Here is a 14,329-nt window from a genome sequence, read left to right as displayed (position 1 = left end):
CAGTGCATGCAGAGTGCGGCGGAACGATCGAGTACGGGGGAGTACCCATGGGAACGGGACAGCAGGTAGCGGTGTTCGGCGCTTACGGGCACACCGGGCGGTTCGTGGTGACGGAGCTCGGCGAGCGCGGGTTTCGCCCCGTCCTCTCCGGCCGCGACGCCGATCAGCTGAAGGCGCTGGAGCACGAGACGGGCTGGGAGGCACGCCCGGCGTCCGTCGACGACCCGGCCGCCCTTGACCGGGCGCTGACCGGCGCCGCGGCCGTGATCAACTGCGCCGGGCCCTTCGCCACGACGGCCGCCCCGGTGATCGAGGCGGCGCTGCGGGCCGGGATCCCGTACCTCGACGTGGCGGCCGAGATCGAGGCCAACGTCGACACCTTCGCGCGCTTCGCCGACCGGGCACGGGAGGCGGGAGCGCTGGTCGTCCCGGCGATGGCCTTCTTCGGCGGCCTCGGCGACCTGCTGGTCACCGCGGCTGCGCGGGGCTGGGCGACGGCGGACGAGGCCCACATCGCGTACGGGCTGAGCAACTGGCATCCCACCGCCGGAACGCGCACGGCGGGCGCGGTCTCCCGGCAGCGGCGCGACGGCCGGCGTGTCCGCTACGCCGAGGGGCGGCTGGAGTACCGCGACGACGCCTCGCCGATCCTGGAGTGGCCGTTCCCCGAGCCGCTGGGACCTCGGTCCGTCATCGGGGAGTTCACCATGGCCGACGTCGTGACCGTACCGAGCCACCTGTCCATCCCCGACGTGCGCACCTACATGACGGTCGAGGCGGCCCGGGACATCGCGGCCCCGGACACTCCCACGCCGGCCGCGGCCGACGAGCGCGGGCGCTCCGACCAGACGTTTCTCGTCGACGTCGTCGTGCGCTCCGGCGACGCCGAACGGCGGACCGTGGCCCGCGGCCGGGACATCTACGCCGTCACCGCGCCCCTGGTGGTCGAGGCGGTCGCCCGCATCCTCACGGGACGCACGGAGGCGGTGGGCGTCGTCTCCGCGGGTGAGGTCTTCGACGCGCCGGACTTCCTTCGTGCGCTGTCGCCGCACATCACGGTGGAACCGCGTCCCTGACAGCGAGCGGGAGCCACTCGGCCTCCGGCCCCCGCAAGCAGGCCCCCGCCCGCCGTCGCCAGGCCCCCGCCCGCACGCCGTGAGTTCCTTGATCGGTGAGGCGGGGCCTACTGGACCAGCTCCCAGTCCTGCGAGCCGTCGGTGACCGAGTTCTGCAGGGTCAGTTGCGCCCCTGCGGACGCACCGGTGAGATACAGGCTCGTGTTCTTGACGGACTGCAGCCGGTAGAAGCCGTCGCTGGTCTTGACCAGGTTCCAGCTGCCGGCACTGCTGTTGTCGACCCACTGGCCGATCTTCTGCCCGGCCGTCGCGTTGCCCGTCCAGATGGCCGCGGCACGCCCGCCGGCCTTGTTCAGCAGGGTCACACCGCCGCCGGGCTCGGTCGTCACGTGCCAGAACTGGGTGTCCGCGTTCGCCGCGGAACCGGGGGCCTCCAGACGGACGTCGGGAACGTCCCCGTTGCCGAGGTTGGCGTCGTTGGTCTTGTTCCCGGTCCCGATCACCTGGTCGGTCTTACGGTTCACCAGCTGGTGGTAGGCGCCGTCGGTGTGACCGAGGTCGACCTCGGCGAACCTGAGCGTCGAGGTGCCCTGGTTGTTGAGGATCACTATGCGGCCGGTGCCGTCGACGTACTGCAGGTTGCGGCTGTAGGCGCCCGGCGAGGTCGTCTGGTACTCCTTCCACGTGCCGTCGCTGCGTCCGCTCTCGTTCACCCAGACGTTGCCGCCGCCGGCGGCGTTGTAGACCAGGCGGCCGCCGGGGAGCCTGATCAGGACCGGGCTGCCGCCCCTCGCGAGGGGACGGGAACCGGTGTCGACCGGCAGCGAGTCGATCCCTGTGCCGGTGGCCGACCCGGTGAAGAACTTCAGCGGGTCGTCGGCGACCCGGTAGCGGGTGTCGGCCCCGCCGCCCCAGTACTCGTAGGTGATCATCCACTTGCCGTCGGTGGTGCGCACGACGTTCGTCATGCCCGGTCGGCCGCCCCCGATCTCCGTCTTGCCGCCGCCCATGGCCTGGGTCAGGCCGGCGATGTCGACGACGGGGGAGCTCCAGTTCGCGCTGCGGCCGTCCCACGTCTTGTGCACGAGGATCTGGCCGAGGGAATCCGTGGCGGTGTCGTTGGCGGGGTCGAGGGTCGGGACGCCGGTGGTCGCGTTGAAGCCGGTGTAGTCGTTCTCGTCGGAGTAGTAGCAGACGAGCCGGCCCTTGTGGACCATCAGGTACGGCTCCCAGAGCGGGTCCACCTGCCGGTTCGCGTTGGCGTTCGCCACGTTCTGGCCGACCGCGCCCGCGCTGCCGCCCTGCCAGCCACCCGTCGCGACGACGTTGACGATCTTCCACGTCGCACCCTCGTCGCTGCTGGAGTACAGGGCGATCGCCAGGTCCTTGCGGTCCCCGTCGTTGGACGGCGTCCAGTTCGGGTCGGCGGCCTTGTGCTCCTTGTAGTAGTAGTCGTCGCCCGACACCACCGTCGCGAGGAGCAGCGTGCCCTGCTTCAGGTCCCCGACGTCCTGGGGGAGGACGTACAGGTAAGGGTTGGTCCAGTTGCTCGTGTACTTCGCGTACTGAGGGTCGGAGGAGATGTACGCGGGCGCCTTGACCTCGGACAGCGGCTGCCAGGACGTGCCCTTGTCGTCGCTCCTGTAGACCGGGAGGGTCTGTCCGTCGGCGCTGCCCGACGCCGTCACGACCGTGGACTTCTCGAACGCGGCCACCAGACGCCCGCTCGGCAGCTGCGCCGACTTGGGGTAGACCGCGCAGTTGCCGCGTCCCTTCAGACACGGCTCGCTGCCGAGCTGATACAGATTGCCGCCCGTCGGGTTGTACGCCTGCGCTCCGGCCGGCACCGCCAGCAACGCCGAGGCCGCGGCGAACGTTCCGAGCGCTCTGCCCAGCTTTCTTCTCTGCACGGTTCCTCCTTGGGGACGGCCGTGAAGACGGCCGGATTCCCTGATGCGGGTGGGGAGTCGAGGGGCCGTTCGGCGGCAAGGACGCGGACGGCCCAGGGCTCGGGTTCGGGTTCCGGTTCCACATCCCCGGTGGGGCAGGCAGGGGTGCGCCCGGCCGGGGAGTCGTGAAGGGTCGGGCAGCCGGTACGGCGGCTCGTCCGGGGTGACGGGAACTGTGGAAGCCGGCTGTGGTCCGGGCTCGTGCGCCCCGGATCAGTCGGGTGCCGGGCTACCGCGTAACCGCCGGGGACGTCGCCGGACGGGGACGCGGGCTTGCCGGGCCGTGCCGTCATCGCACGGTGTGCCGTGACGCGTCTCCCGTCCTGCCGCTCGCGTCATGAAGTCTCCAGGCGATCGCCGTCCGAACCCGGTGCAGCCGGTGTCGTCCATGTCCGACGCTCCGTATGACTGCGCAGCCATGTCAGCGCAGTCATACCGGTGCCGTCAAGACTCTGGACCGGATTCGTCGGTACAGGCGGTGCGGCGGGAGGGGCGGTCGACGCCCCTCGGGCAGGAGCGGGCCGGTACCCGGTCCCGGGCGACCGGCCCGGCGGAGCATCTCGTCGGGTGCCGGCGAGGTCGGGCAGGAGTCCCCGGCGCGGTGCCTGCCGGGATCATGACGCGATCCGGGGGCGGGCCGACGGCAGGGGGCTCAGGGCGAGAGGTCGATCAGTCCCCTGCGGGCCGCTTCCGAGACGGCGGCCGCCCGGTTGTCGACCCCGAGCTTGCGGTAGACGCGCACCAGATGCGTCTTGATCGTCGCCTCGCTGAGGAAGAGGGCCTCCGCGATGGAGCGGTTGCCGTGTCCTTCGGCCATCAGCCGGACGACGTCCAGCTCGCGTTGCGTCAGATCCGTCCGGACGCCGATCGCCCGGCCGACGAGACCCTCGACGATCTCCGGCGTCAGACCCATGCCGCCGGCGGCGACGCCGCGCACGGCACGGAACAGCTCCTCGGGCGGTCCCGCCTTCAGCACATACCCGCGCGCACCGGCCTCCAGCGCGCGCACGACGTCCGCCCGCCCCGCGTAACTGGTCAGCATGACCACCGGCAGGCCCGGCGACTCGGCCGTCAACCGCCGGACCGCCTCGACGCCGTCCATGCCCCCGCCGGCGAACCGCAGATCCATCAGCACCACGTCGGGCGCGACCTCCCGGGCCAGTCGCACGGCCTCCTCGCCGCTGCCGGCCTCCCCGATCACCTCGACGTCCGGCTCGCCCTCCAGCAGCGCCCGCAGGCCCGCGCGGACCACTACATGGTCGTCCGCGATCAGCAGCCGCACGCCGGTCGCCGTCACCGGTTCACGGCCGCGGCCGCGGGCAGCGCGCGGCCCGACGCGCGTCGGGCCGGCACCACGGCACGTATCCGTGTGCCCCGGCCGGGCTCACTGTCGACGTGCAGGTCACCGTCCAGCTCACGCAGCCGTGCCCGCGCCGCGCGCAGACCGAGTCCCCGGTCCCGCGCCGCGGTCGCGCCCGCGACGGCCGGAACGAAACCGATCCCGTCGTCCAGCAGCTCCAGCTCGAGGGCGCCCTGCCGCTGACGAAGCGTCACCAGCACGTTCCCGGCGCGCGCGTGCTCCCTGACGTTGGCCAGTGAGCTCTGCGCGACCCGGAACAGCGTGGCCGCGGCTCCCACGCTCACCTCCGCCGGGTGGGCTCCCACCGAACGGAACGTCACACACCCGGCCGTCCCCTCCTGCTGCGCACGGGCGCACAGCAGTCTCAACGAGTCCTCGAGACCGCATTCGGCCACGGCGGAGGGCGTGAGGTCGTGAATGATCCGTCGGGTCTCCGCGAGGCCCGCGTCCAGCCCGTCGACGGCCGCGCGGACCCGGTCGCGCGCGGCGTCCGGACGCTCCACCAGATCCCGTTCCGCGGCGTGCAGCAGCATCAGATGACCGGCGAGCTCCTGCGCGAGGGTGTCGTGCAGATCCCTGGCGATCCGCTCCCGCTCCGCCAGCGCACCCGCCCTGCGCTGTTCGTCCGCCAGCACGCGCCGCGTCCCGCGCAGCTCCGCCAGCAGACGCTGACGCTCCGTCGCGTCCTGCTGCAGCGTGCGGTACAACGTCACGGTGCCCCAGACGGCCGCCACGGGGATCAGCACCAACTCGGCGTCGAATCCCCCCGGTTGGTGCGTGAGGCCGCCGAGCAGCACCACGGTGACGCCGGCCAGGGCGATCGTCGCGCCGCGCCGTTCGAGGGCACGCAGGACCAGGCAGGCCAGCGGTACACCGCACCAGGCGTAGGCAGCGGCAAGGGACGGCGGGTTGCGGACCATGAGCGTGGTCCAGAGCAGCAGCAGGGCGGTCACCCACAGACTGCGGGCGAGTCCGTCGAATCTGCTCCACAGCCATAAGCCCGCCGCGTAGCCCACGGCGAGCACTGCGCTGACGGCCACGATCTCCGTGCACAGCGGGTTCGGTTCACGGACGAGCCGGACCGACGCGGCGCCGACGACGCAGAAGAAGACGAAATGCGGGACGCGGTCGAGCGTCGACAGGGCGCGGCGGGCCGACGACGGGGTGCGGACGGAGGCGTGGTCGGTCACGGCGAACTCCCCTGGACGGATGATCCACTCGGACAGGCCGCCCGAGTCTATCCACCGCCTGCACCGGCCGCGTGCGGCCAGGACCGCCGGCCGCCGGTCGTCTCTCCGGCGCGCCGGCGGCCCCCGCCGCGCGGCTACGCCCCCGGGTGCAGCCCCAGCCGGCCGGGCGTCGGCTCGCCCTGGACCTCGCCGAAGTACAGGGCGAAGGTCTGCTTCCAGCGTTCGACCTGGGCCCGGTCCGCCATGAAGCGGGGGAACCCGTCCAGGTTGCCGTTCGGGTACTCCCAGATCGGCTTGAGGCCGCTGGGCGGGGTGACGTCGGTGCGCACGGACCAGCCGTTGGAAGAGCCGTTCTGCCTCTCCGGCGACAGCTGCCAGTTGAGGAAGAGTTTGGCGGCCGTGGGGTGGGCGGCCTGCTTGAGGATCGCCGCGCGCTGCCCCCAGGCCATGAACGGGTGGCCGTCGGCGGCGACGAAGCGGACCGGCGACGAGGGCGGGGCGGTCAGCGATCCCCCGCCGCCGATGCCGATCGCCTTCTCGCCTGCGGTCACGGCCTGCCTGGGCGTGTGGCTGCCCCGGGCGAAGCGCACGTCCTGCGCGGCGAGCTTCGCCGCCCACTCCCACCCGTACTTCCGCACGTACAGGGAGTACAGGTACAGCACCGCGTCGTCGTCGTGCGGGTACGAGGAGGCGATCTGCCCCTTCCACCGGGGGTCGACGAGGTCGAGCGGGGTGAGGGGCGGTCGGGAGCCGACCGCCGCCGGGGCGTACATGAAGCTGAAGGCGAGCGCGCCGACGGCCACCCACGCGCCTTCGGGGTCCTTGAAGGCGTCGTACAACCGGGAGAACCCGGCGGGCCGGTAGTGCAGCAGACGGCCCTGGTCCTTCCAGCGCGTGAAGTCCTGGAGGGTCTGGAGCTGTATGACGTCCGGCACGACGCTGGCGGTCGCGAACTGGTTGTCGAGGCGGACGTCGTGGTACTTGCTGTAGTCGACGACGAGCGTCAGGTCGATGTCCGGGAAGCTGCTGCGGAAGGCGGCCTTCGTGGCGTCCTGCTGGGTGGGGGTGTCGCCGCCCGCGTAGACCACGAGCCTGCCGCCTTCCGCGACGGCGTCCCGGTAGAGCTCGTCCAGCGTCCTTCTCTCCTCGGCCCCGGCGCCGGCCGGGTGTCGGGAGGCGGTGGGGGCGGCGGCCGCCGGGGCCGCGTTCGCACCGGTCGCACCGGCCGCGCCGAGACCGAGAGCGGCGCCGGCGCCGGTGGCGAGGACATGTCGTCTGCTCACAAAACTGGACACGCTGATCGGGCCTTTCTGAGGGGGTGGCGTAGGAAGCCCGGCGCCTGGGCCCTGTCAGTGTCGGCGGGCCCGACGCCGTCCCGCGTCGTCCGTTCGCATCGACCGGGGCGGCGAAAGACGGAACCCGATGTCAACCGAACGGTTGAACGGAACGGCCCGCGGGGTGCCGACCGCCCCCGTCGCACCGTCGCTCGGGCTCCGGCCGCCGCGGACTGGCTCCGGCGTCGTCCGGGGCGCACGCTGGAGGTATGGCGGGTGCTCCGATCGTCGTCCACCGGCCGTCCCCCTCGGGCGGCCGGCGGGTGACCGTGCACACCGGCGGGCGGGACGAGATCCTCGGCACGGCCTACTCCGACCATGATCTGACCGTGTTCCTCGAAGCGGCCGGGGTAGCCGAACCGGACCGTGTGCTCGACGACGCGCGATGGGTCGAGTGGCGGGGAGGCAGACCGCACCAGTGGTCGGCCGCCTGACGGCGGACGCGCGGACGGCGGGCAGCCTGACGGCCTCGCCCGTGGGCTCGTGGCTCCCGGAGAACGATGACGACGGCGACAGACGACGCCGAGGACAAGGACCGGACCGGATCAGCCGGGGAAACGCCCCGTCGAGCGCAGGTGCCGGCGCCTTTCCGCGTACGCCAGGTCGTCGCGCCACAGGCGTCCGGCGGCGGCCCGCACGAGCGGTCGCAGCAGCGGCGACAGCGTGCGCGCCACGGCGAAGCCGGGGCGGTCCGACGCGGCCACGACCGCCTCCACCACCGCCGTGCGCGGCCTGCCCCGGTCGTCGTGCCCGAGCGGTGTCGCGTGGGTCTCCACCACCGACCCCCGGCCCTCGCCCTCGACGATGCGCATGACGACCGTGCGCGGCTCGGGCGCGGTGAACACCGCGCGGACGGGCACCACCAGCCGGCCGGCGAGCTTGAAGGAGACGTCGACGGTGAAACCGTCCTCCCTGTCCGAGTCGTGCGCCGCCGCCGTCCCGAATGCCTCCGCCGTGGCCCGCGCCTTCGCTCCGGGAGCGTCGACGACGGTCAGGTCGACGAAGGAGTAGGGGTGGAACCAGGCGCCGTGCCACGGATCCAGCCGGTTGGCCACGACGTCCTCCGGCTCGCACGTGCCGACGCCGACGTAGACGGCCGACACCGCGCCCGCCAGGGCGGGCCTGACCGGCACCACCGGCGCCCCGAGAGGAGGCTCGCCGCCCACGTCGTCCAGGCGCACCCACACCAGCACGCCGTCGTCGTGTGCGGGCAGGGGGTCCCAGCCCGCGAACGGACCGCCGCGCAGGGCGAGTCCGTGCCAGTGGCAGACCAGGGCGCCGCACCGCACGGGGCTGTCGCGCAGCGGCGCCCCCAGATGAGGGCAGATGCCGGGTCCGGCGACGAGCCGGCCCGACGCGTCGCGCCAGACGACGATCTCCTGCCCGGCGATCGTGCGGGCCAGCGGCCGGTCGTCGCGGACGTCCCGGCTCGCGCCCACCACGTACCAGTTGCCCGACGGGCGGGCCTGCGCGCGCTTGAGCGCCTCGGCGATCACCGCCGGACGGGCCTCGCGCCAGGTCGGACGCTGTCGCTCCCAGGCGACCGGGCGCCGGCGCAGCGACAGCGGGAAGCGTCCGCGGCGGAGGGAACGGTCAGGGCTCACACGGCCTCCTCGTGCAGGGGCGCCGCCGCGGAGGTCCCGGACGCCGTGGGCCGTCCTCGGGCGGGCGCGGTGGGAAGCACGGTCCGGCGGCCCGCGCGCGCCGCGGTGCGGGCGGCCAGCAGGCGCACCAGCCCGTCGGCGGCCATCGTGGCGCGCCGTCGCCGCGGGACCACGGCACGGCGGTGCAGCACCGTGTATCCGTCGGCGGCGACGGCGTCCAGGATGCCGCCGTACAGCACGAACGCGGTGCGGATGCAGGGACGGGACACCGGGTCGAGCATGGCGATGCCCGGCGCCGCTTCGCGGTAGACGCCCCGGGTCAGGTGCGCGAAGGCTTCGAGTACCGCGCGGATCCGTGGGTCGCGGCGGCCGGTCCTCCGGCTCCAGTGCAGCAGCTCGCGGTCCACGCCGTGCGCGGACAGCAGGTCGGCGGGCAGGTAGACGCGTCCGCGGTCGAGGTCCTCGCCCGCATCGCGCAGGAAGTTGCTCAGCTGGAAGGCGACCCCCAGGGCCGCGGCGTGCGGGGCCGCTTCCTCACGGGGGACCACGGTGCCCAGGATCGGCAGCATCTGCAGCCCGATCACCGCGGCCGAACCGTGCATGTAGGCGCGCAGGTCGGCGTAGGTCGGGTAGTCGGTCACCTCCAGGTCGCTGCGCATGGACGCCATGAAGTCGTGGAAGTGCCGGTGGTCGATGGCGTAGCGGCGGGCCGTGTCGGCGAGCGCGAGGACCACCGGCTCGGTGCTGCGGCCGTCCCGCAGCCCGCGGTGCAGGCGCTGCTCGAGGTGGGTCAGGTCGGCCGCCCGGCGATGGACGGGGACGTCCGCTGCCGGGGAGTCGACGATGTCGTCGGCCCAGCGGGCGAAGCCGTAGAGGGCGTGGACGGCGGGACGGCGTTCCACGGGCAGCAGCCGGGTGGCGAGGAAGTACGTCCGGCCGTGCCGGGCGTTGAGCCGACGGCACTGTGCGTAGGCCGCGCGCAGCGCCGGTTCGGTGATGCCCGCCGCGTCGAGTTCCCGGGCGGTCACGGGCGCGCTCCTTCCTGCACGGGCGACATGAGCGGTGCCGCCGCCACCGTCGACGGGCCGCGCCCGGGAGGCGCCTGCCGGCCGGTGATCCGCGCCGCGGCGAGCTTGCCGGACAGCAGTACGGTGGGAACGCCGACCCCCGGTGTGGTGCCGCAGCCCGCGAGCACGGCGTTGTCGGTGCCGCGAACGAGGTTGCGCGGCCGGAAGGGGCCGGTCTGCGCGAAGGTGTGGGCGGCCGAGAAGGGGGTGCCGGCCGCGTGCCCCTGTGCCGTCCAGTCGGCGGGAGTGACGAGGACCTCCTCCTCGACGGCTTCGGCGATGCCGTCGAGTCCGCGTCGCTGGAGTTCCCGCAGGACGCTGTCGCGGCAGCGCGGTGCGAGGTCGCTCCAGGCGGCGGCGTCCGGACCGATGTCGGTGTTCGGGCAGGGGGCCAGGATGTAGTGGAGGTGCCGGCCGGGCGGGGCGAGCGTCGGGTCGGTGGCGGTGGGCCGGGTGATGAGCAGCGACGGGTCGCTCATCAGACGCCCCTCGCGGGTGAGTTCGTCGAAGGTGCGGTGCCACCGCGCCCCGAACGACAGAGTGTGATGGGCGAGTCCGGGCCAGGTACGGTCCGTTCCGGCGTGCAGGACGACGGCCGACGGCGCGTGCCGGATCCGCACGGGACGCCGCGGTGTGCGACCGAGGAGCGCGTAGGAGACGGGCAGCTCCGGGGTGAGGACCACGGCGTCGCACGCGATGCGGTCCTGGACGGTGACGACGGCGGTGACCCGGCCGGCGGAGCGTTCCAGCCGGGTGACGTCCTGGCCGAACCGGAGATCGGCGCCGGCCCTCGCGGCGGCGTCCGCCATGGCCTGCGGAAGGGCGTGCATGCCCCCGCGGGGGAAGTACACGCCGGCGACGGTGTCCATGTAGGCGATCACGGCGTACGCGGCCAGCGCTCGCGCCGGGGCGACCCCGGCGTACAGCGCCTGGAAGGAGAAGACGCGGCGCAGCCGTTCGTCGCGCAGGTGACGGCCGATCCTCGCGTCCAGCCGGCCGAATCCGCCGAGGGCGGCGAGCCGGGCCAGGTCCGGGGTCAGCAACTGGAAGGGGGAGTCGAAGTTCGCGTCGATGAACCGCCGCAGCTGCGCCCGGTACAGCTGCTCCAGCCACGCGCGCAGCCGCCGGTAGCCCGCGGCTTCGGCGGCACCCGCGAAACGCTCGACCTCCGCCTCCATCGCCTGCGGGTCGGTGTGCACGTCGAGGCCGCTGCCGTCGGCGAACAGCGCCCGGTAGGCGGGGTGCAGCGGGACGAGGTCGACGCGGTCGCGCAGGTTCTCGCCGACCGCCGCGAACGCCTCGTCGGCCAGGTCGGGCATGGTCAGCACGGTGGGCCCGGTGTCGATGCGGTAGCCGCCGCGCTCCAGGCGTCCGGCGCGGCCGCCGGGCAGCGGGTCGCGTTCGACCAGGGTGACCCGGCGGCCCGCGCCGAGCAGGTGCAGCGTGGCCGCCAGGCCGGAGAGCCCGGCGCCGATCACCACGACGTGATCCGTGCGTCCGGGAACGGTTCTGGTCATCGCGGGACTCCGTCGGTGCCGGCGGAGGGGAGGAGGGAGAGCGGCGGGCCGCCGTCCTCCGCTCCGCACCCTCCGGGTGTGGGACTTGGGCTGAGGATGGCGGTGGGGGTCGTGCCGGCCGAGGCGTGCAGCAGCCGTCGAATGCGCCCTCGGGCCTGCGGCTCCAGGACGGCGGAGTCGAGGTGGCGCATCCCCTGGGCGACCAGCCGGTCGATCTTCGCCTCGACGAGGTCACGGGCGCCGGTGGCCACCAGGACGTCGCGGACCTCGGCGAGACGGCTCTCGCAGAGGTCGGTGCGGCCGAGGGAGCGCCGCAGCACGGCGAGGGCGCGGCGGTCGCCCGTCGTCTCCGCACGGGCCCGCGCCACGGCCGCCAGGTAGGTGGGTTTGCCCGCCCGGATGTCGCCGCCCACGGGTTTGCCGGTGCGCCGTGGGTCGCCGAAGGCGTCGGCGAGGTCGTCGCGCAGTTGGAACGCGATGCCGACGCACCGGCCCGCCGAGCACAGGGCCGTGCTCTGTGCACCGTCCGCTCCGGCCAGGGCGGCTCCGAGCGCCAGCGGGCGTTCGACGGAGTACAGCGCGCTCTTGAGGCAGGCGGCGCGGACGGCCCGGGCCAGGGACAGCGAGGAGGTCGCCTGGCCCTGGATGTCGAGATACTGCCCGGCCACCATCTCCGTGCGCATGGTGCTCCACAGATCGCGCAGGGCGCGGTCCGTGTCCGGGGGCGCCACGACGGTCGCGACGGTGTCGTCGGCCCAGGCCAGGGCCAGATCCCCGGCGAGGATCGCCGCGGCCTCGCCGAAGCGCCGGGCGCGGTCGGCGGGCACGGCGTCGGCGTACTGGGCGGTGACGTCCGCGTGCAGGGCGAGCCGTCCGCGGCGCAGCCGGGAGCCGTCCATGACGTCGTCGTGGACGAGCGCACAGGTCTGGATCAGTTCGAGGGCGGCACCGACCCGCAGGGCGGCCTCCGCCTCCGCGGCGCCGCCGCCACAGGCACGCAGCGCCCACCACACGAACTGGGAGCGCATGCGCTTGCCTCCCTCCACGGTGCACTGTGCGACGCGTTCGGCGACGTCACGGCCGAACACCGGATCCAGCGCGGCGGCTTGCTCCACCCGTTCGGCCAGGAGGGCGTCGAGGACGCGCCCCACGGCGGCGGGCACATCGCCGTCGACGGCGTCGAGCCGGTTCACATCCGGGTCCGGGTGGACGTGCGGGTCGGGCCGGACGTGGGGGTCGCGTCGGACGTGCGGGTACGGCGGCCGGACGTGCGGGTCCTGCGGGTCCGATGCGCGGCCGCCGGAGGAGCGGGGGCCGTCCCCGAGGCGGGGACGGCCGCTCGGAGGGCGCTCGGTCCGAGGGTCGGGTGCCTTCTCGGGCACAGGAAGATCCTTCGCCTCGGTGGGACGCATCCCGGTTCCTCTCGCCACGGTCGCTTCGGGTCTGACGTAATGCCTTCCGCGGCCGAGGCCGCCACGGATGCGCCATCGGGGGACAACGTGCGGTCGGTTTTCGCCCGATCGGGCGATCGGGCGACGCCGCCGCCCACCCGAAGCGGGCGCAAAACGACGCACAGACGATGCGAGTTGTCGCGCCACTGACGCGCTTCGCATGGTGAGGGAGCCGCGACAGCCGTCCGAGACGGCATGCGTCCGAGACGGCATGCAGTCAAGAGTCACGCCAGACGCGGTCTGCACCGGCTCGGCCGCTGCCTCCGGGAGGACGGCGTTCCCGACCACGCGGGCTGATCCGACGCACGACCGACGCGAGGTGGGAGAGAACGGGCCGGTCACGCACTCGGCGGCCCCGGATGGCCGACAACCGGCGGAGCCTGCATCCGCCGAGGCCTCCCCGGGTGAATGCTGCTGCAGACGCGCCGCCGGCGGGAGCGTCGTACGAAGGGAGCGGCTCGTGCTGCACGCAGAGGTGGCCATCCTGGGCGCGGGAGCAGCCGGACTCTCCCTGGCCCACCGCCTCTCGCACCCCGCCCCGCAAGGCCGGCGGGTGTCCACCGTGCTGCTGGACGCCCCGCCCGGCCCCCTTCGTCCGCCGCGCCGCACATGGTGCTTCTGGGAAGCGGGGGGCGGGCGTTACGACGACGCCGTGACCGCCGAATGGCGGCGGCTGCGCGTACACGACTCCACCGGGCGGCCCACCGAGGACGACATCGCCCCGCTGCGCTACAAGATGCTCCGCTCCGACGACTTCGCCCGCCATGTCGACCACGCCCTGGCCCACAGCGACGACGTCCGACGGCTGGAGGCGGCCGTCGAGACGGTGCGCGGCGACGCCGACGGAGCCGAGATCCTCGCGCGCACCCACGAGGGCCGGCCCGTCGCCGTGCACGCCCGCTGGGTGTTCGACTCCCGCCCGCTCGCCCGCCTCCCGGCGGCCCGCACCACCCTGCTGCAGCACTTCCGCGGCTGGTTCGTGCGCACCGACCGCCCGGCGTTCGACCCCGGCACGGCGATGCTCATGGACTTCCGGGTGCCGCAGCCGTCCCGCGGACTCGCCTTCGGCTACCTGCTCCCCACCGACCGCCACCGGGCACTCGTGGAGTACACCCAGTTCTCCCACGCGGTCCTGACCCGACACGCCTACGACGAGGCGCTGCGCCACTACACCGGCGACGTGCTGCGCCTCGGCGGCTTCGAGGTCACCGCCACGGAGACCGGCGTCATCCCGATGACCGACGCCCGCTTCGCCCGCCGGGCGGCGCCGTCGGTGTTCCGCATCGGTGCGGCGGGCGGCGCGACCCGGCCGTCCACGGGATACACGTTCTCCGCCGTCCAGCGTCAGACGCGGGCCGTCGCCGAAGCCCTGCGCGCGGGGCGCCATCCGCTGCCCCCGCCCGCCCACTCCGCCCGCTCGCGCGCCATGGACGCGGTGATGCTGCGGGCGCTGGACAGCGGCCGCGTCGACGGCGCCGCCTTCTTCGCCCGGCTCTTCGCCCAGGTGCCGATGCGACGGCTGCTGCGCTTCCTCGACGGCGAGACCCGACTTCACGAGGACTTCTCCGTCGGCATCCGCACCCCCGTCCTGCCGATGCTCCACAGCGCGGCCGAGCTGCCCTGGCTTCCCCGCACGGCCCGGTCCGGCCCGTGACCCCGGTCCGACACCGACCGTGCCCCCACCCGACAAGGTTCCGCACAGTTCCGCGCCCCCCTACCGACGAGTCCGCACGACCGACGAGTCCGCACGACCGACGAGACCGTATGACCGAGGAGACCGT

At 73.8% G+C, this 14,329-nt stretch carries 11 protein-coding genes; 3 read left to right on the top strand and 8 right to left on the bottom strand.

Annotated features, from left to right (window positions below):
• Positions 1-47: 47 nt before the first annotated feature.
• Positions 48-1,076, top strand: a complete 1,029-nt coding sequence (locus tag QA802_RS01475; RefSeq protein ID WP_334517543.1) for a saccharopine dehydrogenase family protein — start codon at positions 48-50, stop codon at positions 1,074-1,076.
• Between the two features lie 107 nt (positions 1,077-1,183).
• Here QA802_RS01475 and QA802_RS01470 read toward each other — a convergent pair whose 3' ends face one another.
• The 4 genes from QA802_RS01470 to QA802_RS01455 form a co-directional block, all read right to left on the bottom strand.
• Positions 1,184-2,986 carry an RICIN domain-containing protein gene (locus QA802_RS01470; protein ID WP_334517542.1) on the bottom strand — a complete coding sequence of 601 codons (1,803 nt, stop codon included), beginning with the start codon at positions 2,984-2,986 and terminating at the stop codon, positions 1,184-1,186.
• 691 nt (positions 2,987-3,677) lie between these two features.
• Positions 3,678-4,322 carry a response regulator transcription factor gene (locus tag QA802_RS01465; protein WP_334517541.1) on the bottom strand — a complete coding sequence of 215 codons (645 nt, stop codon included), beginning with the start codon at positions 4,320-4,322 and terminating at the stop codon, positions 3,678-3,680.
• The gene (locus QA802_RS01460; RefSeq protein ID WP_334517540.1) at positions 4,319-5,575 is read right to left on the bottom strand and encodes a sensor histidine kinase; all 1,257 of its coding nucleotides are present in this window, start codon (positions 5,573-5,575) and stop codon (positions 4,319-4,321) included. The genes QA802_RS01465 and QA802_RS01460 overlap by 4 nt, the downstream gene beginning before the upstream one ends.
• Before the next feature lie 134 nt (positions 5,576-5,709).
• The gene (locus tag QA802_RS01455; protein WP_334517539.1) at positions 5,710-6,870 is read right to left on the bottom strand and encodes an ABC transporter substrate-binding protein; all 1,161 of its coding nucleotides are present in this window, start codon (positions 6,868-6,870) and stop codon (positions 5,710-5,712) included.
• A gap of 248 nt (positions 6,871-7,118) precedes the next feature.
• Between QA802_RS01455 and QA802_RS01450 the strand changes: the two genes are divergently transcribed.
• Positions 7,119-7,343, top strand: a complete 225-nt coding sequence (locus QA802_RS01450; RefSeq protein WP_319168363.1) for a hypothetical protein — start codon at positions 7,119-7,121, stop codon at positions 7,341-7,343.
• 111 nt (positions 7,344-7,454) lie between these two features.
• On the opposite strand, the gene QA802_RS01445 is transcribed toward QA802_RS01450, so the two are convergent.
• Genes QA802_RS01445 through QA802_RS01430 form a run of 4 tightly spaced genes read right to left on the bottom strand, consistent with a single transcriptional unit; the run spans position 7,455 to position 12,479 of the window.
• Positions 7,455-8,513, bottom strand: a complete 1,059-nt coding sequence (locus QA802_RS01445; RefSeq protein WP_334517537.1) for a Rieske (2Fe-2S) protein — start codon at positions 8,511-8,513, stop codon at positions 7,455-7,457.
• A complete protein-coding gene (locus tag QA802_RS01440) occupies positions 8,510-9,541 on the bottom strand; it encodes a phytoene/squalene synthase family protein (RefSeq protein WP_334517536.1) in 1,032 nt (343 codons plus the stop codon). Before QA802_RS01440 ends, QA802_RS01445 begins: the two co-directional genes overlap by 4 nt.
• Positions 9,538-11,097, bottom strand: a complete 1,560-nt coding sequence (gene crtI / locus QA802_RS01435; protein ID WP_334517534.1) for a phytoene desaturase family protein — start codon at positions 11,095-11,097, stop codon at positions 9,538-9,540. The genes QA802_RS01440 and crtI overlap by 4 nt, the downstream gene beginning before the upstream one ends.
• Positions 11,094-12,479 (bottom strand): polyprenyl synthetase family protein, encoded by a 1,386-nt coding sequence (locus QA802_RS01430; RefSeq protein WP_334517533.1) that lies wholly within the window; start codon positions 12,477-12,479, stop codon positions 11,094-11,096. Before QA802_RS01430 ends, crtI begins: the two co-directional genes overlap by 4 nt.
• Positions 12,480-13,008: 529 nt before the next feature.
• Between QA802_RS01430 and QA802_RS01425 the strand changes: the two genes are divergently transcribed.
• Positions 13,009-14,202: a lycopene cyclase family protein gene (locus QA802_RS01425; protein WP_334517532.1), complete on the top strand. Its 1,194-nt coding sequence runs from the start codon at positions 13,009-13,011 to the stop codon at positions 14,200-14,202.
• Positions 14,203-14,329 lie beyond the last annotated feature (127 nt).

Origin of the sequence: Streptomyces sp. B21-105, from assembly GCF_036898465.1 — a bacterium.
Taxonomy (GTDB): Bacteria; Actinomycetota; Actinomycetes; order Streptomycetales; family Streptomycetaceae; genus Streptomyces.
Note: the sequence above shows the minus strand (reverse complement) of the source record. Positions and strands in the feature narration are given on the sequence as shown.